Here is a 21,625-nt window from a genome sequence, read left to right as displayed (position 1 = left end):
GCCCAGGTCCCGGGAGACCAGCGCGATCTCGGCCTCGGCGACCACGCACCTGGCGCGGGCCACGGCCTCTCTCGGACCGAAGGCGCGCGCCGCCCGTTGCAACAGAGCCTTGGCGCGAACGAAGTCGCCGAGCCGCGCCATCGCGATGCCGCGCAGCGCAAGCGCAGGCGCATCGTCACGCAGGGCGACCCATTTCAACGCGCCGATGGGGTCACCCGCCGCGAGCGCGCGCGCCGCCGCCGTGATCAGCGAGTCCATGCGAATCCCGCCACACTTGTCACTCTCGCCGTTCGATGTCCGGTCCTAATCTATCACATGACGACAGGCCAGTGATTCACGGCAAGGGGCCACGCTCATGGTCGACTGGACGATGCTTTCCCCAACGTTTCTCGCGGCCATGGTCGAGTGGGCCGGGGCCATGGTGACGGTGCTTGCGGTCGGCCCGTCCGACGCGACGGACAGCGAAGCGAGTGAAGACCGATGACGGAACAGATGGTTACGACGAGCGATGTGCTCGTGGTTCGATCTTGCCAAACAAGCCGTGACGAGATGAGGAAGCTTGAAACCGCGGATGTCCCTGTCGGAGACGGCCGCGTGGTCGCCGTTGGTGCGGCCGATTGGCTGTCGCTTGCGGCCGCGCCAACCTTCGCCATTATGGCGCTGGTCACGCATGGTCTTGGCGGACCGCCCGATCTGCTTTGCGCTGCAGCGGCAGGTCCGTGGCCGTTGAGTGGAATGGTTCCGATGTACGTGCTGATGAGCGCTTTCCATTTGGCGCCCTGGATGAGGTTGATCTCCGATTTGCGAGACTGCGGCTGGCGGGCGCCGCTGCGCTCGGCGAATTGTCGGACGCCATGAGCATTTACGCGATTGATTGGCGTGACCGGCACGCTCACACACCTCAAATCCTATCCGGTCGGCAAGAAGCCGGATTGGGTTGAGTTCGCGGCGTTTCGCTAACAGCCGGCGCACGATCCAGACGAGCTAGTCCTCGCTCGGTCGCGCGGCGCGAGCCGAACTCTGACCGTCGGCCGCGTCACAGCCTGCCGCATGAGCGGACTGCGCCGCATCCTGGTAAGTCCCGCGGCATGCCGGTGAGTCCGGCGCAAATTGCCGCTTGTTGTCGGCCTTGCGCAGGGCTGACTGCAGCCGAAACGGCGCAGGCTGCGTCCCCACGGGCTGTCATCGTTGCTGCTGATGATGAAGTCCTGCGTGGAGCGTTCAACATAACTGACGTTGAACATGTCACTTTCCCCGAGATAATGGCCGGAATTGCCCGGCGGTTACGAAAGCAAACTGCGCGTCAAAATTGCAACGGCGATTCAGATTGTGTAGACACCAAGCGAGAGCCCGAGTTTGCCAACGACAACAATGATCTGCCGTTTTCGCCAGCAATCGGGATGCGCGGCTTACCCCGTGTCGAGACCCCATATGTAGAGCCCTTTCCCATTCGTGTTCCAATGCATCCGCTTGATCATCCCATCTGGACCGCCCTGACGACGCGCCAACACGCTTTGGCCGAAGGCGGCGTGCTGGCGCGGCGCTATCCGCCCGCGATTGCGCCGTTTGCCGCGATGTCGGAAATGTCACTGGAGCATTTCGCCGCGCTGGGCGCGCTGATGTCGCCATCCGACATCGCCGCCTTGTTCACGCCTGATATCGTGACCGCTCCCGATGCGTTCAAAGTCGTGCTTGCCGAGACCGTTGAGCAGATGCTCGGCACGCCTGCCGAGACGGCGCTTCCCGGGATCGAGTCCGTCACGCTCGGCGCGGCCGACGTTCCGGCCATGATGGCGCTGACCGAATTGACCAGGCCCGGACCCTTCAGCGCACGAACGCATGAATTGGGAACGTTTCTCGGGATCAGGATCGACGGCCGCCTGGTCGCGATGGCGGGCGAGCGCATGAGACCGGCCAATTATACCGAGATCACGGCGGTCTGCGTGCATCTGGACTACCGCGGCCGCGGCTACGCGCAGCACCTGCTCGGCGCGGTTGGCCGCCAGATTGTGGCGCGCGGCGCGATTCCATTCCTGCACGTCTTTTCCAGCAATAGCTCGGCGATCGCGCTCTACCGGCGGCAAGGCATGGAGATCCGCCGCCGCCTCTACGTGACCGCGTTGCAGTTGAAGTCCTAGCCGTCACGCTCCGGTCGCCGGACATGGCTGACGATCAAGGGCCTCATTCTCCGATCTGGCCGGCCTGCAGCGAGCCTGAAGCGACAGCCTTTCCGTGACTCGACCCAACAGGGCTTACCGGGTCGTCATCCGCGCTGAAACGAAGCCGCCCCGCGCCGATGCGCAGGCGAAGGTGACGGTGTGTCCTGAGATAGCGGATGCCGACGATCGCGGCGGCAAAGCCTGAGGCGGCGCCGAGGCCAAGCGCCCAGCGCGGGCCGAATCTGTCGGCCACCCAGCCGACGATCGGCGCGCCAAGCGGCGTGCAGCCGAGCGCGATGGCGAGGCGGATCGCCATCACGCGTCCGCGCATCACGGGCTCCGTGCCCAATTGCATCAGGCTGTTGGTCGAATTCGAGAACGTCAGAGCCGACACGCCGATGATGACGAGCGCCAGGCCGAACAGCCAGGCACCGGGAGCCAGCGCAGCGAGGGTGCAGCCGAGCCCGAAGATGGCGGCGCCGACCACCAACAGCATGAAGCGGGGTTTTTCCCGTCCGGCAGCGAGCAGCGCGCCGGCGACCGTGCCGATCGCCATGATCGATGTCAGGACGCCGTATTGGCTGGCTCCGCCATGAAAGACGTCGACGGACATGGTCGAAATGAAGATCTGGAAGTTCAGTCCGAAGGTGCCGATCAAAAACAGCATCACCGCAATGGCTGTCAGGTCGGGACGGTGCCAGACATAACGAAAACCTTCGACCAAGCTGCCCCGCGTCCGGAATGCGCGCGCCTGGGTGTGAAGTTCGTCTGTGCGCAGCAGCGCCAGCGAACCGAGCACGGCGACAAAGGAGGCGGCGTTGATCAGGAACACCCAGCCCGAACCGACGGAGGCGATCAGGGTGCCGGCAATCGCAGGACCGATCATCCGCGCGGCGTTGAAGGAGGTGGAATTGAGCGCAACCGCGTTCGCCAGGTCGGCTTCGCCGACCAGTTCGCCGACAAAGGTTTGCCGCGCCGGCGAATCGAATGCCGTGACGCAGCCGAGCAGGAACGCAAAGACATACACCTGCCACAACTGGATCAATCCGCTGATGGTGAGGAGACCAAGCCCGAAGGCGAGCGCCCCCATCGCGGCCTGCGTGCCGAGCAGCAGCCTGCGCCGGTCGAGATGATCGGCGGCAAAGCCGGTCAGCGGCAGCAGTAGCAGATGCGGACCGAATTGCAGCGCCATGACCAGGCCCATGGCGGCCGCATTGTTGTGGGTCAGCTGCGTGAGCACCAGCCAGCCCTGGGCGATACGCTGCATCCATGTGCCCACATTGGATATGAGCGCGCCGCAGGCCCAGACCCGGTAGTTGAAGCCGTTCAGCGAACGAAAGGTGCCTTTCACCGCGCCTCCGTCTTGTCGAAAGGCGGATTGCCGCCGTTGAAGCGTCCGAATCTGCGGGCCATCGGCAGCGCCAGCAGCAGAATGCCCAGCCCGCAGGCGACCACATGTTCGGTGGAACGCAGATCGAAGTCGCCGACCCGACAGATCAGGAGGTAGCCGACCACAAGGTTGAAAAAACCCCACAGCACGTTGACCGTCGACGATGACAGGCCCTGGCCGGGCGGCGTCGCGAACGGACTTTGAAATGGACGCCCCATCACGCCGCTGACGAAATGCGGAACGGCGTTGGCGAGAAACGCTCCGCCGAACAGATAGGCCAAATCGTGAAGCCAGGTGTCGTGAAGCCAGGTGTCGTGAAGCCAGGTGTCGTGAAGCCAATTCATGGTCGGGCGCTCCTGTTTGCGAGCAGATCGATGATTTCGCCGGTGGTGCCGGTTTCGCCCAGCCGCGGGAAGATGCGCCTGACGCTGTTATCGTGGGCATCCGGATTCGTGTCGGTCATGGCATCGATGGCGAGCACGACGTTGAAGCCGAGTTCGTGGGCGTGACGCGCGGTCGACTCGACACCGGCGCTGGTGGCGACCCCGGCAATCACGACCTGGGTGACGCCGCGCTCCTTCAGATGCGCTTCCAGGTCGGTGTTGGTGAAGGCGCCCCAGGTATGCTTGGTGACCAGGTGGTCCTGTGACTGTTGGTTCAGTTCGGGGACGAGTTCGGTCCATCCGGAAGGAAACGCGGCGACCCTCGGCGGCTGTTCGGTTCGACCGGGCGCGCCCGCATCGACATTGACGAGGACGACGGGCAGATCGCGCTGGCGAAAGTGATCGGCGAGCGCACTCGCATGCTTCACCACCTCGCCGATGGGATGCGCGGCCGGACGCGAGACGATGCCTTTTTGCAGATCGATCACGATGAGGGCAGGGGTCTGGTCGATCAGAGTGATGGTCACGGAGCCGGCTTTCTGTTGTCGGCGTCGGGTAGCGCCGGTGTAACGTGAACACGCGCGACGTTCATGACTCGGCCAACCTCTTGATCAGCGAGGCTGCGGCGATCAGGGTTTGCTGTTCGGCCGGATCGAACTGCTCCATGGCAGCCAGCAACCATTGCCGCTTGGCGACATGCCGCTGACGTCTCGCCTCGACGCCGTCGGGGGTGAGCTCGAACAGCACCTGCCGGCCGTCGGTCGGATGAGGCCGCCGCCGCACCAATCCTGCCTGTTCGAGATCGGCAAGGGTGGTTCCCATCGATTGCGGCTTGACGAACTCGGAGCGTGCAAGCTCGGCCGTCGTCATCGCCCCCGTCTTTTCGATCCGGGCCAGCGTTGCAATCTGCGACCAGGACAGCTCGCCCGGGTTTGCTTCCAGGCGCAGCCGGCGAACCAACTGCCCGATCGCCAGCGAAAGCTCGGTCACTGCCGTTTCCGCGGGGCCGAGCCCGCCAAGAGTGTCATTCATGATGGCAGTTTACATATCAACAGATAAACTTGCAAGTTGATCTTGCCAGTTATCCTGTGTAAATCGGCGAGCATGACGTTTTTGACGGGCAACGAGATTCCGGCTGCGATTGAGTGACGGGGTTACAGGGCCGGTGAAATGGGGCGGCAACTCGCCGCGCTTTGGCACGGCACCCGTATGCCGAGAGCCCTTTTTCGGTATTGGCCGTTGCCACAATCAAAAGTAGAATGAAGTTGACCAGGATATTGTCGTTGCGAGGCGAATTTCGTCCGATAGCGTCAACGCAACAAAGCCGATTTTTCCGCGGATTTCTTTTGAATCCTGGCCGATTTTTTTCGGTCGATCTCCTCAATAGTCGAATAGGGAGGTCGTCAATGAGCCTGAACGCGCTCACCATCCTGATCGATTGAGGGCGAACAAGGCATCCTCAACGAAGACTCGGGTCTGCGCCACGCGACCTGACGACAGCACGTCGGCGACCGGCTTGACCGCCCGCAAGCGTCGTGCGTTCCGATGGCAGCGCCCCATTCTTGAAATCGCAGAGAGCCAACGCTGCGCGCCACCCGCCAGGGCGGTATCTGTCGATACCGTCCGTGCCGCTCTTGATCGTCGCCGCGGCGGATGAGATGACTGCGGCCGTAGCGAGATAGCGCAGGCATTCAGCAATGACCCCGACCATTTACGGCATCAAGAACTGCGACACCATCAAGAAGGCGCGCGCCTGGCTCGACAGCCATGGCGTGGCCTACGATTTCCATGACTACAAGGCGGGGGGCATCGCCAAGGACAAGCTGCAGCAATGGAGTGATCAACTCGGCTGGGAGATATTGCTCAACCGCGCCGGCATGACATTCCGCAAATTGCCCGACGCCGACAAGGAGGGCCTCAATGAGAAGAAGGCCCTCGCCTTGATGCTGGCGCAGCCCTCGATGATCAAGCGGCCGGTGCTCGAACTCGGCGGCAAGCTCCTGGTCGGCTTCAAGCCGGACATCTACGCCACGGAAGTGAAGAGCGAGACGTGAAAACCGAGAGCTGAAACATCGAGGCGTGAGGGCGCGAGGCGGAGAGACGATGACGCCCTCCGTCTGGCCGCATCACGCCGCGCTCTTCGCTTCTTCGCGCGGCATCGCGGCGGCCTGAAGCGGTCCGAACAGCATGCGATCTTGCATCGCCTCGAAGGTCGCATCGGCGTTGGTCTCCCTCGTGACCAGCGATAGAGCTATCGCCACGCAGAACGACAACGGCATACAGATGATCGCGGGATTGCGCAGCGACACGAACCACCAGGCACCCTCGATCTGCGACAGCTGCTTGCCCAGCACGTCGACCTGGATGGTCGGCGACAGACAGATCAGGGCCAGGGAACTCGCCGTTCCCACCAGGATGCTGGCGACCGCGGCGGAGGTCGTGAAGCGGCGCCAGGTAATGGCGAGCACGAGCGAGGGGAAATTCGCCGCGCAGGCGATCGAGAAGGCGAGGCCAGCCATGAACGCGACATTCTGGCCCTCGAACGCGATGCCGAGAATGACGGCGAGCACGGAAATGACGATGGTGGCGACGCGCGCGACCTTGAGCTGTTCGGTCTCGGAGGCAATGCCGTTCCTGACCACGTTGGTCCAGACGTCGTGACACAGGGTGGCAACACCCGATAGCGTCAACCCTGCAACGACGGCAAGCATGGTTGCGAACGCCACCGCGCAGATGAAGCCGAAGAATGCGTTGCCGCCGACAGCCAGGGCGAGCAGTGGAGCGGCCATGTTGCCGCCGCCGCCGGCTTTGGCCACGGTCTCGGAGCCGACCAGCACCATCGCGCCGAAGCCGATGATAAAGACCATGAGATGGAACACCCCGATCAGGCCTGTCGCGTAGAGGATCGACAGCCGCGCCGCCTTGGAATCCTTCACGGTGTAAGCCCGCATCAGGATGTGCGGCATCGCCGCGGTGCCGAACATCAGGCCGAGCCCGAGCGAAATCGCATCCCATTGTCCCGATACGACCCTGGATCCCGGCTCAAGCACCCTGACCCCATATTTCTGTGAAGCGGCCGCGAACAGTTTCAGCGGGTTCATGTCGAAATGCGTCAGCACCAAAAGTGCGAGCAGCACCCCGCCCGCCATCAGAAGCGCCGCCTTGACGACCTGCACCCAGGTGGTCGCCAGCATGCCGCCGAACAGCACGTAGATCAGCATCATGCTGCCCACCAGCACGACCGACCAGTTGTAGGGCAGGCCGAACAACAGCTTGATCAGCGACCCCGTCGCGACCATCTGCGCGATCAGATAGAACAGGATGACGGCGAGCGTTCCGATCGCGCCGGCAAGCCGCACCGGCCGTTGACCGAGGCGGTAGGCGACGACGTCGGCAAAGGTGAAGCGGCCGACGTTTCGCAACGGCTCGACGATCAGGAACAGGATGATCGGCCAGCCCACCAGCCATCCGATCGAGTAGATCATCCCGTCAAAACCGTTCGAGGTGACTATCCCGGCGATTCCGAGCAGCGCGCCGGCGCTGAGGAAATCCCCCGCCAGCGCCCAACCATTCTGCCAGGGCGTGACTTCGCCGCCGGCGGCGAAGAAATGTTCGGTGGTGCGGGTGCGCCGCGCGGCCCAATAGGTGATCAGCAGCGTCAGCGCCATGAAGGCGAAGAAGAAGCCGATGGAAATGATGCTGTTGCCCATCGTCGTCATCCCTTAACGGCCGAGTTCGCGAATGCGCGCGTCGAACACACGGTTCGCCCACAGCACGTAGACCAGGCAAAGCACGAAAGAGGTGATGATGACGAGCGGACCAAGCACGATAGCGAGCGACAGGCCGGGCGCCAGCATGGTCCCGAGCAGCGGCTTGTCGAACGCGAACAACCCCATGAAGCCGAAATAGACTGCGACCATCGCCGCGCTCAGGACCAGCGCAAGCACTCGCTGCTTCTTGGCCAGAGCGGCGCCACGCGGCGCCGGATTGGCATGGTCCGGGATCTTTGCGCTCACATCGCCTCCAAGTTTTCGGCCCACAAGTTTTCGGCCCAAGGGTTAGGTAGCATTTGCTGCCACGCCGCTGGCTTGCGCATTGGCAGCCGCGTCAAGCTTCCGCCGCGCCCGCCGCAAAAGGAACTACGGATTCTTGCAATCCGCCGTGCGCAGCTCCGGCACGCTGTCTGCCGAGGTGACTTGCGAGCTGAGCTGCAAGCCCATCTGCAGGCCGACCTGCATGTCCGGATCCTGCTTCATGGTGTTGGTCAGGAAGCTGCGGACGGCGCGAATGCGCGGGGCAAATTGCAGGTCGCCGTGAACGTTGAGCCAGACTTCGCGGGTGGTTGTCGCAAGGCCCGGAAGAACGGGAACGAGGTCTGGCCGGCCGGCGGTGGCAAAGCTCGGCAGCAGCACGATGCCGAGCCCGCCTGCCGCCGCATTCATCTGGGCGATCATGCTGTTGGAATGAAAGGCAATGCGCGGCTGTTCGATGATGTCGGCGAGCCAACGCACCGAATCCACCTGGATCAGGTCCTCGATATAGGACACGAACCAATGATCCTGCAGCTCGCGCAGGCTCCTGGGTGTACCGTGGCACTCGAGATAGCTCTTGCTGGCGCAGAGGCCGAGCCGGAACTTGCCGATCCGTTCGGAGATCAGGCCCGGACCCGGCGGTCGGAAGAAGGAAACGAACAGATCGGCCTCGCGCTTGTGGACATAGACCGTCTGAGCCGAGGTCACGAGTTCGACGGTCAGCCGTGGCGCGAGCCGGCGCAGATGGCTGAAACGTTCTGCAAGATAGAGCGAGGCGATGCCTTCCATGGTCGCAAGACGCACGGTTCCCGTCAGCTCCTCTGTGTCCCCGGCGCTGGCTTCCTCGCGGATGGCGATGACCGCGCTCTCGATCCGCTCGGCATGGCGCAACAGCCGTTCGCCGGTGTCGTTGAGTTTGAGGCCGGTGCGGTGACGTTCGAATACGGCGACGCCGAGCGAAGCTTCCATCTGCGCAATGCGCCGGCTCACCGTGGAATGGTCGAGGCGCAACCGCTTGGCGGTCTGGCTCAGATTGCCGGCGCGGGCAGCGTGCAGGAAGACCCGCAGATCGTCCCAGTTGAGGGTGTCAAACATCACGACGTTCCATCTATTGATCTGCGGGATATTGCTGCAATTCCTGTTCCAGATCGCTGGATGCGATCCGCCGCAACGCGCCTTGCGACAATCCCTATGCGCGTCGGCTGGATGAAAGTGATAGCGCTGCAATCCCCCAGGAAACCCGAGAGCGGACGCCCCAATGCTTGCTCGCTTCAAGGCTGCCGCAGTCCATGCTGCACCCGTCTTTCTCGATCGCCATGCGACCACGGAGAAGGCGGTCGCAATCATGCGCGAGGCCGCGAGGGCCGGTGCCGAGCTGATCGCGTTCCCCGAAACCTACGTGCCGGCCTTTCCGGTCTGGTCCGCGCTATGGGCGCCGATCGACAATCACGACCTGTTCTTCCGCATGGCCGAGCAATCGGTGCTGGCGGACGGCCCCGAAGTCGCGCGGATCTGCGCGGAGGCGCGGGCGCTCGGCATCACCGTCTCGATAGGCATCAGTGAGCGCTCGCCGGTCAGCGCCGGCGGTATGTGGAATTCGAACCTCTTGATCGGCGAGACTGGCGAGGTTCTCGTTCATCACCGCAAGCTGGTGCCGACATTCTACGAAAAGCTGATCTGGTCATCGGGTGACGGCGCCGGTCTCAAATTGGCCGACACGAGGCTCGGCCGGATCGGCTGCCTGATCTGCGGCGAGAACACCAATCCATTGGCTCGCTATGCGCTGATGGCGCAGGGTGAGCAGGTGCACGTCTCGAGCTGGCCGCCGATGTGGCCGACACGGCGGCCCAGCGGCGGCGGCAATTTCAACAATGTCGCCGCCAATCGCATCCGCGCCAGCGCGCACTGCTTCGAGGCCAAGGTATTCGGCATCGTTACCGCCGGCTACATGGATGCGGCCATGCGCGAGGTTTTGGTCGGACGCGATCCCGCAATCGCCGAGGTGATCGATCAGACGCCGCGTGCGGCGAGCTTCTTCGTCGATCCGACCGGCGAGGTGATGGCGGATGTGCTGCAGGATGACGAAGGCATCGCCTACGCGGAGATCGACCTCAACCGATGCGTCGAGCCGAAGCAGTTTCACGACGTGGTCGGCTATTACAACAGGTTCGATATTTTCGACCTCTCGGTCAATCGAACCCGGCTGACGCCGGCAACGTTTCACGACGATGCACCTGCTGCAGAGCCGACGCCGAGACCCGCCGATGCGGCTGCGGGCCAGGGGGGCGATGAATCTTCGTCGAAATGCCGCCCACGACCTTAACTCCCGGTGAGCGGGCTGCCATATCAGGCGTCATGCTGGTGTCCGCAGACGATCTCGAAAAAAGCCTCGCAGCCATTGGCGCCAGCGCCGCCGGCGACCGCGAAGGCATCTTCGGCCCTGCCTCGATCACCTGGCAGGTCGACCGGGAAGCCGCTGTGTTTCTCGGCGCCGGCCGCGCATTGCTGCTGCAATTGGCGCATCCTTGGGTCGCCGCCGCGATCGCCGATCAGTCGCGGGTTTTTGCCGATCCGCTTGGGCGCTTCCATCGGACGTTCAATGTCGTGTTCACGATGGTCTTCGGCACGTCCGATCAGGCGCTCGCGATGGCGCGCCGGCTTCACCAGCGCCACGCCGTGGTCGAAGGGGTTCTGCCGACGGCAGCCGGCTCGTTCGCGGCCGGCTCGCCCTACTTCGCCAACGAGGTCTCGGCGCTGCGCTGGGTCCACGCAACGCTGGTGGAGTCGGCGTTGTTGGCCCACGATCTGGTGCTGCCTCCACTCGCGGACGATGCGCGCGAACGCTATTGGTCGGAGGCCCGGCTGTTCGCGGCGCTGTTCGGTATTCCGCCGGACAGCCTGGCGCCGGATTGGAGGTCGTTCATCGCCTATACCCAGGCCATGACGGACTCCGATGTCCTGACCGTCAGTCCCGCGGCGCACGATATCGCGCTGCAGATCTTCTCCGGCGCCGCCGGGCGCCTGCGGCCGCCTTTGTGGTACCGGGCCCTGACCGCCGAAATTTTGCCCGAGCGATTGCGGATCGGCTACGAACTGCCGTTCACAGACGCGGAAAGTCGCAGTGCGGGTCGCGCGCTGGCGTGGATACGGCGCATTTATCCCGCGCTGCCCGAGCGGTTGCGCACGGTCGGCCCGTATCAGGAGGCGCAGGCGCGCATTCGCGGCAACAATCGAACGTCGCTCGCCACGCGATGGCTCAACCGGCTTTGGATCGGTCAGCCCCGCATGGGTGTTCCGGCACGTGCGGGAGCGGTGGACATGTCCAGGCGGCGCGAGCGAGGCCGCGCCGGATAAAAATCGGCGAGAGGACGGGCAGGTGCCGCGGCTTGCGAAGCGTGCATATAGACAAGTTTGCCAGGGCTGCTGCAGCCGCTGGCAGCATAATCTCGGCAATATCTACCTAGCTGAATTCGATCGCGTCACAGGGCGGAATGCGGCCCGGCATGCGATGGAACAGATCGCGATCGATTACCGCGCGAAGCTTCGGCGTCGGCAAGGTGTCATTTCCTCGCATCAGGTTGTCGATCTCGAATCCGCCATCCTCGCTGATCGTCTTCAGCGACGCAATGACATGCGTGACTCTGCCGCCCCCCGAGAACGGCAACAGCAGCCGCTCATATGCGACGATTCGTCCATAAATGTCATCGATGTCGGAGACGGTGTAAACCGGCAGCGCGCGCTGTACGCATTCGTCATAGACCGGCATCACGATGGCCGCGAGCCTCGGGCCGACATACTCGTCGAGCCGCCGTCCCTTGCCGGTGTGGCCATAGGCCGCCGCCATTCGCGTCCCCTCGCTCTCGATGGTCAGGCGCACAGGCCGTTGCATGACATCGACCGTGTAATAGACGAGGTCGCCCAGCTCTTCGGCAAGCCGTTCAGGCTGATAGTCGTCGATCGGAGGAATCCGCTGCTCGCGGGCATAGAGTCGCAGCCAGCTGTTCAGGAGGTCGCGCTGCTTGATCGATTTGACGACGAATGGCGTGGCGCTGTCGAAATCCATGGTGAAATCTGAAGCTCAAATGCAAAGCCGCGAATATCGCGAAATATCGCTCGAAGAGGAAAATTTTCCATGAACGGCGTGGCGGTCCGCGGAACAGCGTTAACGATTGCGACCGACTCGCTGGAAGCCCCGGCGACTGGCCCTCCTGATCCTGCCCGGGCTCGCGTGCCGGCGGTATCCCGCGAGCTTCCGGCTAGGCTTTTGAGCTTTCCACCTTGCCTAACCGGGCCCGCCTCCGGCATATTCGCGCCGCACGCGGCAATCCAGGACGGTTTCCCGGGCGTCCTTTGGGGACCTGCCGGTGAGACAAGAAAAAGCCGTGTGCGGAGGTGTCGCGCAAGGCAGGGGGAAATTTGTTTGGCTGATGAGTTCATTCTCGAAACCCACGGATTGACCAAGGAATTCGCGGGATTCTTTGCCGTTCGTGATGTTTCACTGAAGGTCCGCCGTGGCAGCATTCACGCATTGATCGGTCCCAACGGGGCCGGCAAGACGACGTGCTTCAATCTCTTGACCAAGTTCTTGCGGCCGTCCTCCGGGCAGATCCTCTATAAGGGGCAGGATATCACCGCCTCCGCGCCGGCTGACGTGGCGCGGCTCGGCCTTGTCCGCTCCTTCCAGATCTCGGCGGTATTTCCCCATCTGACCGCGCTCGAGAATGTGCGGGTCGCGCTGCAACGCCAGCACGGTCACTCCTTCGATTTCTGGCGCTCGAAATCGGTACTCAACCGCTTCAACGGCCGCGCGCTCGAGCTTCTTAACGATGTCGGGCTGACCGAGTTCGCCAATACGCCGGCGGTCGAGATGGCTTACGGCCGCAAGCGCGCGCTCGAGATCGCAACCACGCTGGCGCTCGATCCGGAGATGATGCTGCTGGACGAGCCGATGGCCGGCATGGGCCATGAGGACATCGACAAGATCGCGGCCCTGATCAAGCGCATTTCAGCCAAATATACCATCCTGATGGTCGAACATAATCTGAACGTCGTCGCCAATTTGTCCGACATCATCACCGTCCTGACCCGCGGCCAGGTGCTTGCGCAGGGCAATTATGCCGAGCTCTCCAAGGACGAGCGCGTCAAGGAAGCCTATCTGGGAGCCGGTCATGCCTGATTTGCAAATGGCCGACGCGCGGTCCGCGCCATCCCCGGCCGCTGCGGGACAGATCTTGAGTGTACAGAATCTGCAGGCCTGGTACGGCGAATCCCACATTCTTCACGGCATGAATTTCGACGTGAACGCGGGCGAGGTGGTCACCCTGCTCGGACGCAATGGCGCCGGCAAGACCACCACGCTGAAGTCGATCATGGGGATGCTCGGCAAGCGCACTGGCTCTATCCGTTTCAACAACCACGAGATCATCCGCACTTCGTCCGACAAGATCGCGCGGCTCGGCATCGCGTTCTGCCCGGAGGAACGAGGGATTTTCTCGAGCCTCGATGTGCGCGAGAACCTGCTGCTGCCGCCCGTTGTGCGCGCCGGCGGGCTGTCGCTCGACCAGATCTTCGACCTGTTTCCCAATCTGAAGGAGCGGCTGAACAGCCAGGGCACCAAGCTGTCGGGCGGCGAACAGCAGATGCTGGCGATCGCTCGCATCCTGCGCACCGGGGCGAGCTTTCTGATGCTGGACGAGCCGACCGAGGGCCTCGCACCCGTCATCATTCAGCAGATCGGCCACACCATCGCCCGGCTGAAGAAGGAGGGCTTCACGATCCTGCTGGTGGAGCAGAATTTCCGTTTTGCCTCGACGGTCGCCGACCGCTACTACATCGTCGAACACGGCAAGGTCATCGATGGCTTCGCCAATTCGGAGCTGCAGGCCAACATGGACAAGCTGCACACCTATCTCGGCGTCTGAAACAGACAACAAGCATTCAACGTGAAGGCCATTGCCATGAAGCCAAAATCCATCGCGTCCCTGCTGCTCGGCGCCGCGCTGACACTGATGGCCGCGGGCGCCGCGTCCGCCGACGACAAGGTCGTGAAGATCGGCGCGCTGTCCGACCAGTCCGGACTTTACGCCGACCTCGGCGGCCCCGGCTCGACCCTGGCCGCGCAAATGGCGGTCGAGGATTCCGGCCTGACCAACAAAGGCTGGACGATTAGCGTCATCTCGGGCGACCATCTCAACAAGCCCGATGTCGGCGTGGCTGTGGCGCGGCAGTGGCTCGACGTCGAAAAGGTCGACGTCATCGTCGACGTGCCGAATTCCGGGGTTGCGCTCGCGGTCTCCAATATCGTCAAGGAGAAGAACGCCGTCCTGCTCGACTCCGGAGCCGGCACCTCCGACCTGACTAATGCCCAGTGCACGCCGAACACCATTCATTGGACCTACGACACCTACACGCTGGCCCACGGCACCGGCTCGGCGCTGACCAAGAGCGGCGGCGACAGCTGGTTCTTTCTGACCGCCGACTATGCCTTCGGCGCGGCGCTGGAGCGCGACACCACGGCCGCCGTGCAGGCGGCGGGCGGCAAGGTGATCGGCGACGTCAAGGCGCCGATCAGCACCTCGGATTTCTCCTCCTTCCTGCTGCAGGCGCAGGCCTCGAAGGCGAAGGTCATCGGGCTCGCCAATGCCGGCGGCGATACCACCAACTCGATCAAGCAGGCGGCCGAGTTCGGCATCACGGGCGGCGGCCAGAAGCTCGCCGCGCTGCTGTTGTTCATCACCGACGTCAACTCGCTCGGGTTGAACACTGCGCAGGGCCTGAATTTCACCGAAACGTTCTACTGGGACATGAACGATGCCAGCCGCGCCTTCGCCAAGCGCTTCCAGGAGCGTATGAAGAACCACGGCATGCCGACCATGGTTCATGCCGGGGTCTATGCCAGCCTGTTGCATTACTTCAAGGCACTGGAAGCGCTCGGCGGCAATCCGCATGACGGCGCCAAGGTGGTCGCCAAGATGAAGGAGCTGCCGACCGACGATCCGCTGTTCGGCAAGGGCAGCATCGAGCCGAACGGCCGCACCATTCACCCGGCCTATCTGTTCGAGGTCAAGAAGCCCTCGGAATCCAAGGGGCCCTGGGACTACTACAAGCTCGTCGCCACCATTCCCGCCGACGAGGCCTTTACGCCGCTCGACAAGAGCACCTGTCCGCTGCTGAAGAAATGATCCGCTGGCGTCCGGCGGCATTCCGCCCTGGACCGCCGTTCGAGATGCCCGCGCCGAGAGAGAGAACATGCAAGCGCTTTTTGCCCAGCTGCTGGTGGGACTGATCAACGGCTCGTTCTACGCGCTGCTCAGTCTCGGGCTCGCCGTGATCTTCGGCATGCTCAACATCATCAATTTCGCCCACGGCGCCCTCTACATGATGGGCGCGTTCTGCGCCTATTTCCTGTTGAACATCACCGGCCTCGGCTATTGGCCGGCGCTGATCATCGCGCCCATCATCGTCGGCATTTTCGGCATGATCCTGGAGCGGACCATGCTGCAATGGCTGGCCGGCCTCGATCATCTCTACGGGCTGTTGCTGACGTTCGGCCTGGCGCTGATCATCCAGGGCGTGTTCCAGAATTACTTCGGCTCTTCGGGTCTGCCTTACTCGATCCCCGATGAGCTCAGGGGCGGCATGAATCTCGGCTTCATGTTTCTGCCGATCTATCGGGCCTGGGTGGTGATCTTCTCGCTCGTGGTCTGCTTTGCGACCTGGTTTCTGATCGAGCGGACCCGGCTCGGCGCCTATCTGCGCGCCGCCACAGAAAACCCCACGCTGGTGCGTGCCTTCGGCATCAACGTGCCGCGCATGATCACGCTGACCTATGGTCTTGGCGTCGGCCTTGCGGCGCTTGCCGGCGTGTTGTCGGCCCCGATCAACCAGGTGCGGCCGCTGATGGGCGCCGATCTCATCATCGTGGTGTTCGCGGTCGTGGTGATCGGCGGCATGGGATCGATCATGGGTTCGATCGTCACCGGCTTTGCGCTCGGCGTGATCGAGGGATTGACGAAATACATTTATCCCGAGGCCTCCAACACCGTGGTATTCGTGCTCATGGTGCTGGTGCTGCTGATAAAGCCGACGGGACTGACGGGACGGGCGGCCTGACATGACATCGATCACCGACGAAACCCTGCCGATCACGCCGCGTGCGATGCGCGATGAGATGATCGTGTTCGTCATCATGGCGGTGCTGCTGGCGATCGTGCCATGGACCGGCATCTATCCGTTCTTCGTGATGCAGGCATTATGCTTCGCGCTGCTCGCCTGCGCGTTCAATCTCCTGATCGGCTATGGCGGCCTGTTGTCGTTCGGCCACGCGATGTTTTTGGGAACGGCCGGCTATTGCAGCGCCCATGCGCTGAAGGTCTGGGGCCTGCCGCCGGAGCTCGGTATCCTGGTGGGCGTCGCCGCGGCTTGCGCGCTTGGCGTGATCACCGGCCTGATCGCCATCCGCCGCCAGGGCATCTACTTTGCGATGATCACGCTGGCACTGTCGCAGCTTTTGTATTTCATCTACTTGCAGGTGCCCTTTACCCACGGCGAAGACGGCATCCAGGGCATCCCGCAAGGTCATCTGTTCGGGATTTTCGATCTCGCCAATTCGACGACCCTTTATTATGTCGTGCTGGTCGGCTTCCTCGGCGCCTTCCTGCTGATCTATCGCACCATCAACTCGCCGTTCGGCGAGGTCCTGAAAGCGATCCGGGAGAACGAGCCGCGGGCGATCTCGCTGGGCTACAAGACCGATCATTACAAGCTGATGGCCTACATCCTGTCCGGCACGCTCGCGGGCTTTGCCGGTTCGCTCAAGGTGTTCGTCGCCCAGAACGCATCACTCACCGACGTGCACTGGAGCATGTCCGGTGAAATCGTCTTGATGACGCTGGTCGGCGGCCTCGGCACCGTGTTCGGCCCGGTGGTCGGCGCCTTCATCATCATCGCGATGCAGCAGTATCTGGCCGGTTTCGGCCAGTGGGTTACGGTGATCCAGGGCGCGATTTTCGTGCTCTGCGTGCTGACCTTCCGCCGCGGCATCGTCGGCGAGATTGCCCATCTTCTGAAGCGGTCGCTGTAGCCGACCTTCGCGTCCCGCCTCGGAAGAGTGCGCGCATCCTCCCATGGATGCAAAAGAGCCTCGCCTCGCACTCACCAGCCTGCCGCCCGGTGCATCGACGATGCGCCAAGATGCGCCGCGTGGGCGTTCGGGAGCACCGACAAGGCGGTGGATGGCGGGGTTCCAGAGACCCCGTCTGCCGGACTTTTCTCGTCAAATCGGTATATGACAGTTTTGTGACGTGCCGCTAGAAGCGGCCGTCCTTCAGAACGGTGGATCCTTCCATGCTGCATTGGTTTCGCGCTCTTCTGCCCAAGGAGGAGCGGTTTTTCGAGCTGTTCGCCCGTCACGCCCAGACGGTCGCGCAGGGCGCGGTTGCGCTGCAGGGCGTGCTGCGGGGCGGGGATGAAACGCCGGTGTTCTGCCAGCGGGTCAACCAGTTCGAGAACGAAGCTGACAATATCACCCGCGAGGTCCTAACGGCGGTGCGCCGGACCTTCATCACGCCGTTCGACCGCGGTGACATCAAGAACCTGATCACGGCGATGGACGACGCAATCGATCAGATGCAGCAGACCGCGAAGGCCGTGATCCTGTTCGAGGTGCGCAGTTTTGAACCGCTGATGCGGGAAATAGGCGGGCTATTGGTTGAATGCGCGACACTGGTCGGCCGCGCGCTGCCGCTCTTGCAATCGATCGGCCACAACGTCGGGATGCTGACCGCCATCACCGAGGAACTGACCAAGCTCGAAGGGCGCGTGGACGATCTGCACGATATCGGGCTGAAGGAGCTCTTCCTCAAGCACCGTAATGCCAACGCGATGGATTTCATCGTCGGCGCCGAGATCTACAAGCACCTCGAGAAGGTCGCGGACCGCTTCGACGACGTCGCCAACGAGATCAACTCGATCGTGATCGAGCAGGTGTAGCATCGTGACCATGACGCTCGGTCTTCCGGTCCTGACGGGGTTGATCGCCGTCGCGTTGCTGTTCGATTTCCTCAACGGGTTGCACGACGCCGCAAATTCGATCGCCACCATCGTGTCGACCCGGGTCTTGCGACCGCATTACGCGGTGGTCTGGGCGGCGTTTTTCAATTTCGTCGCTTTTATGGTGTTTGGGCTTCACGTCGCGCAGACCATCGGCACGGGGATCATCGAGCCCTCGATCATCGATACCCAGGTGATCTTCGCCGCCCTGATCGGTGCCATCGTTTGGAACCTCGTGACCTGGGGATTGGGCATCCCGTCATCCAGCTCCCACGCGCTGATCGGGGGGCTCGTCGGCGGCGGAATGGCGAAGACCGGGATTTCCGCCGCGGTGTGGAGCGGGTTGTCGAAAACGGTGCTCGCCATCGTGCTGTCGCCGCTGGTCGGAATGGTGCTGGCGATGGTGCTGGTCGCCATCGTCTCTTGGCTGGCGGCGCGTTCGACGCCGTTCGCGGTCGATCGCGCCTTTCGCATCCTGCAATTCGGCTCGGCTTCGCTCTATTCGCTCGGTCACGGCGGCAATGACGCGCAGAAGACCATGGGGATCATTGCCGTGCTGCTTTATTCCCAGGGCCGTCTCGGATCCCAGTTTTCGGTGCCGTTCTGGGTGGTGCTGTCCTGCCAGGCGTCGATGGCGCTCGGCACGCTGTTGGGCGGCTGGCGGATCGTCCGCACCATGGGACTGCGGATCACCAAGCTGACGCCGATGCAGGGATTCTGCGCGGAAACGGGCGGCGCGGCGACTCTGTTCATGGCGACAGTGCTCGGCGTTCCCGTCTCGACCACACACACCATCACCGGCGCCATCGTTGGGGTCGGCGCGGCGCGCCGCGCCTCGGCCGTGCGCTGGAACGTGGCGAGTTCGATCGTCTATGCCTGGGTGATCACCATACCGGCCTCGGCCCTTGTCGCCGCGCTGACCTATTGGACGGTGGCGTTGCTGCTGCGATAGGCGGCAATGCCCTGGATTGGCGTTGGCGCCGCGCACCCCTATATGAAGGGGCGTGCGGGCCGCCCTTGATTCGGCACGATTTCCCTGCCAAACGCACGAGCCCCAGCTTGGCAGCTCAAGCCTAGAAGCTTATGTCCGATCTCGCCGTTGCCGTCGATTCGTCGTCCCGTTCGCCACTCGCAGCCGAAGTGGCGCGCCGGCGCACGTTTGCGATCATCTCGCACCCGGACGCCGGCAAGACCACGCTGACCGAAAAGCTCTTGCTGTTCGGCGGCGCCATCAATCTTGCCGGCCAGGTCAAGGCCAAGGGCGAGCGCCGCAATACCCGTTCCGACTGGATGAAGATCGAGCGCGAGCGCGGCATCTCGGTGGTCACCTCGGTGATGACTTTCGAATTCGAGGGCCTCGTCTTCAACCTTTTGGACACGCCGGGCCACGAGGACTTTTCGGAAGACACCTATCGCACGCTGACCGCGGTCGACTCCGCGGTGATGGTGATCGACGCCGCCAAGGGCATCGAGGCGCGCACGCGAAAGCTGTTCGAGGTCTGCCGGCTCCGCGACATTCCCATCATCACCTTCATCAACAAGATGGACCGCGAAAGCCGCGACACCTTCGATCTTCTGGACGAGATCGAGAAGACGCTGGCGCTCGACACTACGCCGATGACCTGGCCGGTCGGCCGCGGCCGCGATTTTCTCGGCACCTACGACGTCAGGAGCGGCGGGGTGCGCCTGCTCGAGGGCGGCGGCGCCAAGACCGGCGCGGCGCAGCAGATCGACATCGCCGAACTCGGGCGCGTCAACGCCAATCTCGATGTCGGCGAGATCAAGGACGAGCTGGCGCTGGTGACCGAGGCCTGCAAGCCGTTCGAACTTGCGGCGTTTCGCGAGGGCCATCTGACGCCGGTCTATTTCGGCAGCGCGCTGCGCAATTTCGGCGTCGGCGATCTCCTGGAGGGCCTTGGGCAGTTCGCGCCGCCGCCGCGCGCGCAGGAGTCCGATCTGCGCAAGGTCGAGGCGGCCGAGCCGCGCATGAGTGCGTTCGTCTTCAAGATCCAGGCCAATATGGATCCGAACCACCGCGACCGTATCGCCTTTGCAAGGCTTTGCTCGGGCAAGCTTAGTCGCGGCATGAAGGCGAAACTGGTGCGCACCGGCAAGACCATGCCGCTGTCGAGCCCGCAATTCTTCTTTGCGCAGGACCGCTCGGTCGCGGATGAGGCCTTTGCCGGGGACGTCGTCGGTATTCCCAATCACGGTTCTCTGCGCATCGGCGATACCCTGACCGAAGGCGAGGACTTGACGTTTGTCGGCGTGCCGAGCTTCGCCCCGGAAATCGTCCGCCGGGTCCGGCTGACGGACGCAATGAAGGCAAAGAAATTGAAAGAGGCCCTGCAGCAGATGTCGGAGGAGGGCGTCGTGCAGGTGTTCCGTCCGCGCGACGGCGCGCCGGCACTGGTCGGCGTGGTCGGTCCGCTGCAGCTCGACGTCCTGAAGGCGCGGCTCGATGCGGAATATTCGCTGCCGGTCGAATTCGATGTCTCCGAGTTTCAGCTCGCGCGCTGGATTTCGTCCGACGACAGGAAGAAGCTGGACGCCTTCATCTCCGCCAATGGCTCCGGCGTCGCCGACGACGTCGACGGCGACCCGGTGTTTCTGGCCAAGAACGAGTTCTATCTCGGCTACACCAAGGAGCGCGCCGAGGGCATCACCTTCGCCAGCGTCAAGGACGTCAAGAAGAAGGTGTGAGGCGGCGCGCTGCCATTAAGCGAGACGCAGGGTGGGCAAAAGCGAAGCGTTGCCCACCATTCGCGATCTGATTTCACACGCGCGGATGTGAAGAGCCGCGGTCTTGCAGCCGGCCGGCTCGTGCATCAGTTTTACCGTGTTGCCTTCGAGGTTGGTGCATGTTGCGGCGCATCGTTATTGGTCTCGCTGTCGTCATCGCGGCGGTCGCGGTGGCTGGATCGGCGCACGCCAGGCACCGGCCGATCAATCCCGTTCCATTCTCGCATTCGCCCTGCAGCGTGCTGGATAGAGGGCCGTGCACGCCTTATTATTGCAGCCCGCTGCAGCGCGGGCCGTGCATTCCCGAGATCGATTATCCCTATGGCGAGAACCTGCAGCTGACGATCCAGACCGTGCCGGCGAAGGATGACGAGCCCAAATACCAGAAGCCCGGCCACGATCTCGACACCATCGGCGACCTGTTTGCGGAACTGCGCTCCTGCTGGTCGCCGCCGCCGCCCGATATCGCGCGCCAGGGCATGCAGATGTCGGTGCGCTTCAGCTTCAAGAGATCCGGCGAGATGATCGGGCATCCGCGCCTGACCTTCGCCACTTCCGGCGTACCGGCCGATACCCGCGAGACCTACCTCAAGGCCATCAACAGCTCGCTCGACGCCTGCATTCCCATGAAGTTCACGGACGGGCTCGGCGGCGCGCTGGCGGGCCGACCGATCGCGATCCGCTATGTCGACAATCGTGACCTCGGGAAGGCGTCGTCGGACAAGCAGTGATGCTTGCCGTCATTTCGGGGCGCGCTCGAAACCCAGGCCATCATTTCCGGGCATAGCCGGCCAAAGGACGGTGTCGCTTCCGCTCCCCTATGGCCGGCAATCCATCACCCTTCGAATGAGTCACTTGTCCGCCGGACGA

General features: G+C 63.2%; 22 protein-coding genes and 1 pseudogene. 14 read left to right on the top strand and 9 right to left on the bottom strand.

Going from position 1 to position 21,625, the window contains the following annotated elements; translation table 11 throughout:
- Nucleotides 1-258: pseudogene (locus WCB02_RS36925) on the bottom strand (helix-turn-helix domain-containing protein); the annotation flags it as partial.
- A 97-nt stretch (nt 259-355) separates the two neighbouring features.
- Between WCB02_RS36925 and WCB02_RS36920 the strand changes: the two are divergent.
- A complete protein-coding gene (locus tag WCB02_RS36920; RefSeq protein WP_423966711.1) occupies nt 356-484 on the top strand; it encodes a hypothetical protein in 129 nt (42 codons plus the stop codon).
- 976 nt (nt 485-1,460) lie between these two features.
- Nucleotides 1,461-2,138 (top strand): GNAT family N-acetyltransferase, encoded by a 678-nt coding sequence (locus WCB02_RS36915; RefSeq protein WP_423966708.1) that lies wholly within the window; start codon nt 1,461-1,463, stop codon nt 2,136-2,138.
- Between the two features lie 43 nt (nt 2,139-2,181).
- On the opposite strand, the gene WCB02_RS36910 is transcribed toward WCB02_RS36915, so the two are convergent.
- The 4 genes from WCB02_RS36910 to WCB02_RS36895 form a co-directional block, all read right to left on the bottom strand.
- A complete protein-coding gene (locus tag WCB02_RS36910) occupies nt 2,182-3,510 on the bottom strand; it encodes an MFS transporter (protein ID WP_423966706.1) in 1,329 nt (442 codons plus the stop codon).
- Nucleotides 3,507-3,893 (bottom strand): hypothetical protein, encoded by a 387-nt coding sequence (locus WCB02_RS36905; protein ID WP_423966704.1) that lies wholly within the window; start codon nt 3,891-3,893, stop codon nt 3,507-3,509. Before WCB02_RS36905 ends, WCB02_RS36910 begins: the two co-directional genes overlap by 4 nt.
- Complete coding sequence (locus WCB02_RS36900) at nt 3,890-4,459, bottom strand: isochorismatase family protein (protein ID WP_423966702.1); 570 nt, start codon at nt 4,457-4,459, stop codon at nt 3,890-3,892. The genes WCB02_RS36905 and WCB02_RS36900 overlap by 4 nt, the downstream gene beginning before the upstream one ends.
- A gap of 61 nt (nt 4,460-4,520) precedes the next feature.
- Complete coding sequence (locus WCB02_RS36895) at nt 4,521-4,964, bottom strand: MarR family winged helix-turn-helix transcriptional regulator (protein ID WP_423966700.1); 444 nt, start codon at nt 4,962-4,964, stop codon at nt 4,521-4,523.
- 665 nt (nt 4,965-5,629) lie between these two features.
- On the opposite strand from WCB02_RS36895, the gene WCB02_RS36890 reads away from it, so the two are divergent.
- Nucleotides 5,630-5,986, top strand: a complete 357-nt coding sequence (locus WCB02_RS36890; RefSeq protein WP_423966697.1) for an ArsC family reductase — start codon at nt 5,630-5,632, stop codon at nt 5,984-5,986.
- Between the two features lie 72 nt (nt 5,987-6,058).
- On the opposite strand, the gene WCB02_RS36885 is transcribed toward WCB02_RS36890, so the two are convergent.
- From WCB02_RS36885 to WCB02_RS36875, 3 genes are all read right to left on the bottom strand, one after another.
- A complete protein-coding gene (locus WCB02_RS36885; protein ID WP_423966695.1) occupies nt 6,059-7,642 on the bottom strand; it encodes a solute symporter family protein in 1,584 nt (527 codons plus the stop codon).
- A gap of 12 nt (nt 7,643-7,654) precedes the next feature.
- Nucleotides 7,655-7,948 carry a DUF485 domain-containing protein gene (locus tag WCB02_RS36880; protein WP_423966692.1) on the bottom strand — a complete coding sequence of 98 codons (294 nt, stop codon included), beginning with the start codon at nt 7,946-7,948 and terminating at the stop codon, nt 7,655-7,657.
- A gap of 123 nt (nt 7,949-8,071) precedes the next feature.
- Entirely contained in the window at nt 8,072-9,058 is a 987-nt protein-coding gene (locus tag WCB02_RS36875; RefSeq protein WP_423966690.1) for a LysR family transcriptional regulator, read from the bottom strand.
- A 163-nt stretch (nt 9,059-9,221) separates the two neighbouring features.
- Between WCB02_RS36875 and WCB02_RS36870 the strand changes: the two genes are divergently transcribed.
- The gene (locus WCB02_RS36870) at nt 9,222-10,286 is read left to right on the top strand and encodes a carbon-nitrogen hydrolase family protein (RefSeq protein ID WP_423966688.1); all 1,065 of its coding nucleotides are present in this window, start codon (nt 9,222-9,224) and stop codon (nt 10,284-10,286) included.
- Nucleotides 10,287-10,318: 32 nt separating this feature from the next.
- Nucleotides 10,319-11,317: an oxygenase MpaB family protein gene (locus WCB02_RS36865; protein WP_423966686.1), complete on the top strand. Its 999-nt coding sequence runs from the start codon at nt 10,319-10,321 to the stop codon at nt 11,315-11,317.
- A gap of 106 nt (nt 11,318-11,423) precedes the next feature.
- Here WCB02_RS36865 and WCB02_RS36860 read toward each other — a convergent pair whose 3' ends face one another.
- Nucleotides 11,424-12,026: a PAS domain-containing protein gene (locus tag WCB02_RS36860; RefSeq protein ID WP_423966684.1), complete on the bottom strand. Its 603-nt coding sequence runs from the start codon at nt 12,024-12,026 to the stop codon at nt 11,424-11,426.
- A 357-nt stretch (nt 12,027-12,383) separates the two neighbouring features.
- Between WCB02_RS36860 and WCB02_RS36855 the strand changes: the two genes are divergently transcribed.
- The 9 genes from WCB02_RS36855 to WCB02_RS36815 all read left to right on the top strand — a co-directional run bounded on the left by WCB02_RS36855 (nt 12,384) and on the right by WCB02_RS36815 (nt 21,486).
- The gene (locus tag WCB02_RS36855) at nt 12,384-13,139 is read left to right on the top strand and encodes an ABC transporter ATP-binding protein (RefSeq protein WP_423966681.1); all 756 of its coding nucleotides are present in this window, start codon (nt 12,384-12,386) and stop codon (nt 13,137-13,139) included.
- 7 nt (nt 13,140-13,146) lie between these two features.
- Nucleotides 13,147-13,884 (top strand): ABC transporter ATP-binding protein, encoded by a 738-nt coding sequence (locus WCB02_RS36850; RefSeq protein WP_423966713.1) that lies wholly within the window; start codon nt 13,147-13,149, stop codon nt 13,882-13,884.
- A 36-nt stretch (nt 13,885-13,920) separates the two neighbouring features.
- Entirely contained in the window at nt 13,921-15,144 is a 1,224-nt protein-coding gene (locus WCB02_RS36845; RefSeq protein WP_423966678.1) for an ABC transporter substrate-binding protein, read from the top strand.
- A gap of 67 nt (nt 15,145-15,211) precedes the next feature.
- Nucleotides 15,212-16,075, top strand: a complete 864-nt coding sequence (locus WCB02_RS36840) for a branched-chain amino acid ABC transporter permease (protein WP_423966676.1) — start codon at nt 15,212-15,214, stop codon at nt 16,073-16,075.
- A 1-nt stretch (nt 16,076) separates the two neighbouring features.
- Nucleotides 16,077-17,045, top strand: a complete 969-nt coding sequence (locus WCB02_RS36835) for a branched-chain amino acid ABC transporter permease (protein WP_423966674.1) — start codon at nt 16,077-16,079, stop codon at nt 17,043-17,045.
- 263 nt (nt 17,046-17,308) lie between these two features.
- Nucleotides 17,309-17,953 (top strand): DUF47 domain-containing protein, encoded by a 645-nt coding sequence (locus tag WCB02_RS36830; RefSeq protein ID WP_423966672.1) that lies wholly within the window; start codon nt 17,309-17,311, stop codon nt 17,951-17,953.
- Nucleotides 17,954-17,957: 4 nt separating this feature from the next.
- Nucleotides 17,958-18,965, top strand: coding sequence for an anion permease (locus WCB02_RS36825; RefSeq protein WP_423966669.1), 1,008 nt, complete (start codon nt 17,958-17,960; stop codon nt 18,963-18,965).
- A 131-nt stretch (nt 18,966-19,096) separates the two neighbouring features.
- A complete protein-coding gene (locus WCB02_RS36820) occupies nt 19,097-20,716 on the top strand; it encodes a peptide chain release factor 3 (protein WP_423966667.1) in 1,620 nt (539 codons plus the stop codon).
- 158 nt (nt 20,717-20,874) lie between these two features.
- On the top strand, nt 20,875-21,486 hold the full coding sequence (locus WCB02_RS36815) for a hypothetical protein (protein ID WP_423966665.1): 612 nt from the start codon (nt 20,875-20,877) through the stop codon (nt 21,484-21,486).
- The last annotated feature ends 139 nt before the right edge of the window (nt 21,487-21,625 follow it).

Origin of the sequence: Bradyrhizobium sp. (assembly GCF_049581145.1) — a bacterium.
Taxonomy (GTDB): Bacteria; Pseudomonadota; Alphaproteobacteria; order Rhizobiales; family Xanthobacteraceae; genus Bradyrhizobium.
The sequence above is the reverse complement of the archived record's forward strand: the minus strand, read 5'-3'. Positions and strand labels throughout refer to the sequence as shown.

Bases quoted from the DNA above. Each gene is read 5' to 3' on its own strand.
- WCB02_RS36920 (WP_423966711.1), top strand. From the start codon at position 356: ATGGTCGACTGGACGATGCTTTCCCCAACGTTTCTCGCGGCCATGGTC.
- WCB02_RS36915 (WP_423966708.1), top strand. From the start codon at position 1,461: ATGCATCCGCTTGATCATCCCATCTGGACCGCCCTGACGACGCGCCAA.
- WCB02_RS36905 (WP_423966704.1), bottom strand. From the start codon at position 3,893: ATGAATTGGCTTCACGACACCTGGCTTCACGACACCTGGCTTCACGAC.
- WCB02_RS36895 (WP_423966700.1), bottom strand. From the start codon at position 4,964: ATGAATGACACTCTTGGCGGGCTCGGCCCCGCGGAAACGGCAGTGACC.
- WCB02_RS36890 (WP_423966697.1), top strand. From the start codon at position 5,630: ATGACCCCGACCATTTACGGCATCAAGAACTGCGACACCATCAAGAAG.
- WCB02_RS36885 (WP_423966695.1), bottom strand. From the start codon at position 7,642: ATGGGCAACAGCATCATTTCCATCGGCTTCTTCTTCGCCTTCATGGCG.
- WCB02_RS36875 (WP_423966690.1), bottom strand. From the start codon at position 9,058: ATGTTTGACACCCTCAACTGGGACGATCTGCGGGTCTTCCTGCACGCT.
- WCB02_RS36870 (WP_423966688.1), top strand. From the start codon at position 9,222: ATGCTTGCTCGCTTCAAGGCTGCCGCAGTCCATGCTGCACCCGTCTTT.
- WCB02_RS36865 (WP_423966686.1), top strand. From the start codon at position 10,319: ATGCTGGTGTCCGCAGACGATCTCGAAAAAAGCCTCGCAGCCATTGGC.
- WCB02_RS36860 (WP_423966684.1), bottom strand. From the start codon at position 12,026: ATGGATTTCGACAGCGCCACGCCATTCGTCGTCAAATCGATCAAGCAG.
- WCB02_RS36850 (WP_423966713.1), top strand. From the start codon at position 13,147: ATGGCCGACGCGCGGTCCGCGCCATCCCCGGCCGCTGCGGGACAGATC.
- WCB02_RS36845 (WP_423966678.1), top strand. From the start codon at position 13,921: ATGAAGCCAAAATCCATCGCGTCCCTGCTGCTCGGCGCCGCGCTGACA.
- WCB02_RS36840 (WP_423966676.1), top strand. From the start codon at position 15,212: ATGCAAGCGCTTTTTGCCCAGCTGCTGGTGGGACTGATCAACGGCTCG.
- WCB02_RS36835 (WP_423966674.1), top strand. From the start codon at position 16,077: ATGACATCGATCACCGACGAAACCCTGCCGATCACGCCGCGTGCGATG.
- WCB02_RS36830 (WP_423966672.1), top strand. From the start codon at position 17,309: ATGCTGCATTGGTTTCGCGCTCTTCTGCCCAAGGAGGAGCGGTTTTTC.
- WCB02_RS36820 (WP_423966667.1), top strand. From the start codon at position 19,097: ATGTCCGATCTCGCCGTTGCCGTCGATTCGTCGTCCCGTTCGCCACTC.
- WCB02_RS36815 (WP_423966665.1), top strand. From the start codon at position 20,875: ATGTTGCGGCGCATCGTTATTGGTCTCGCTGTCGTCATCGCGGCGGTC.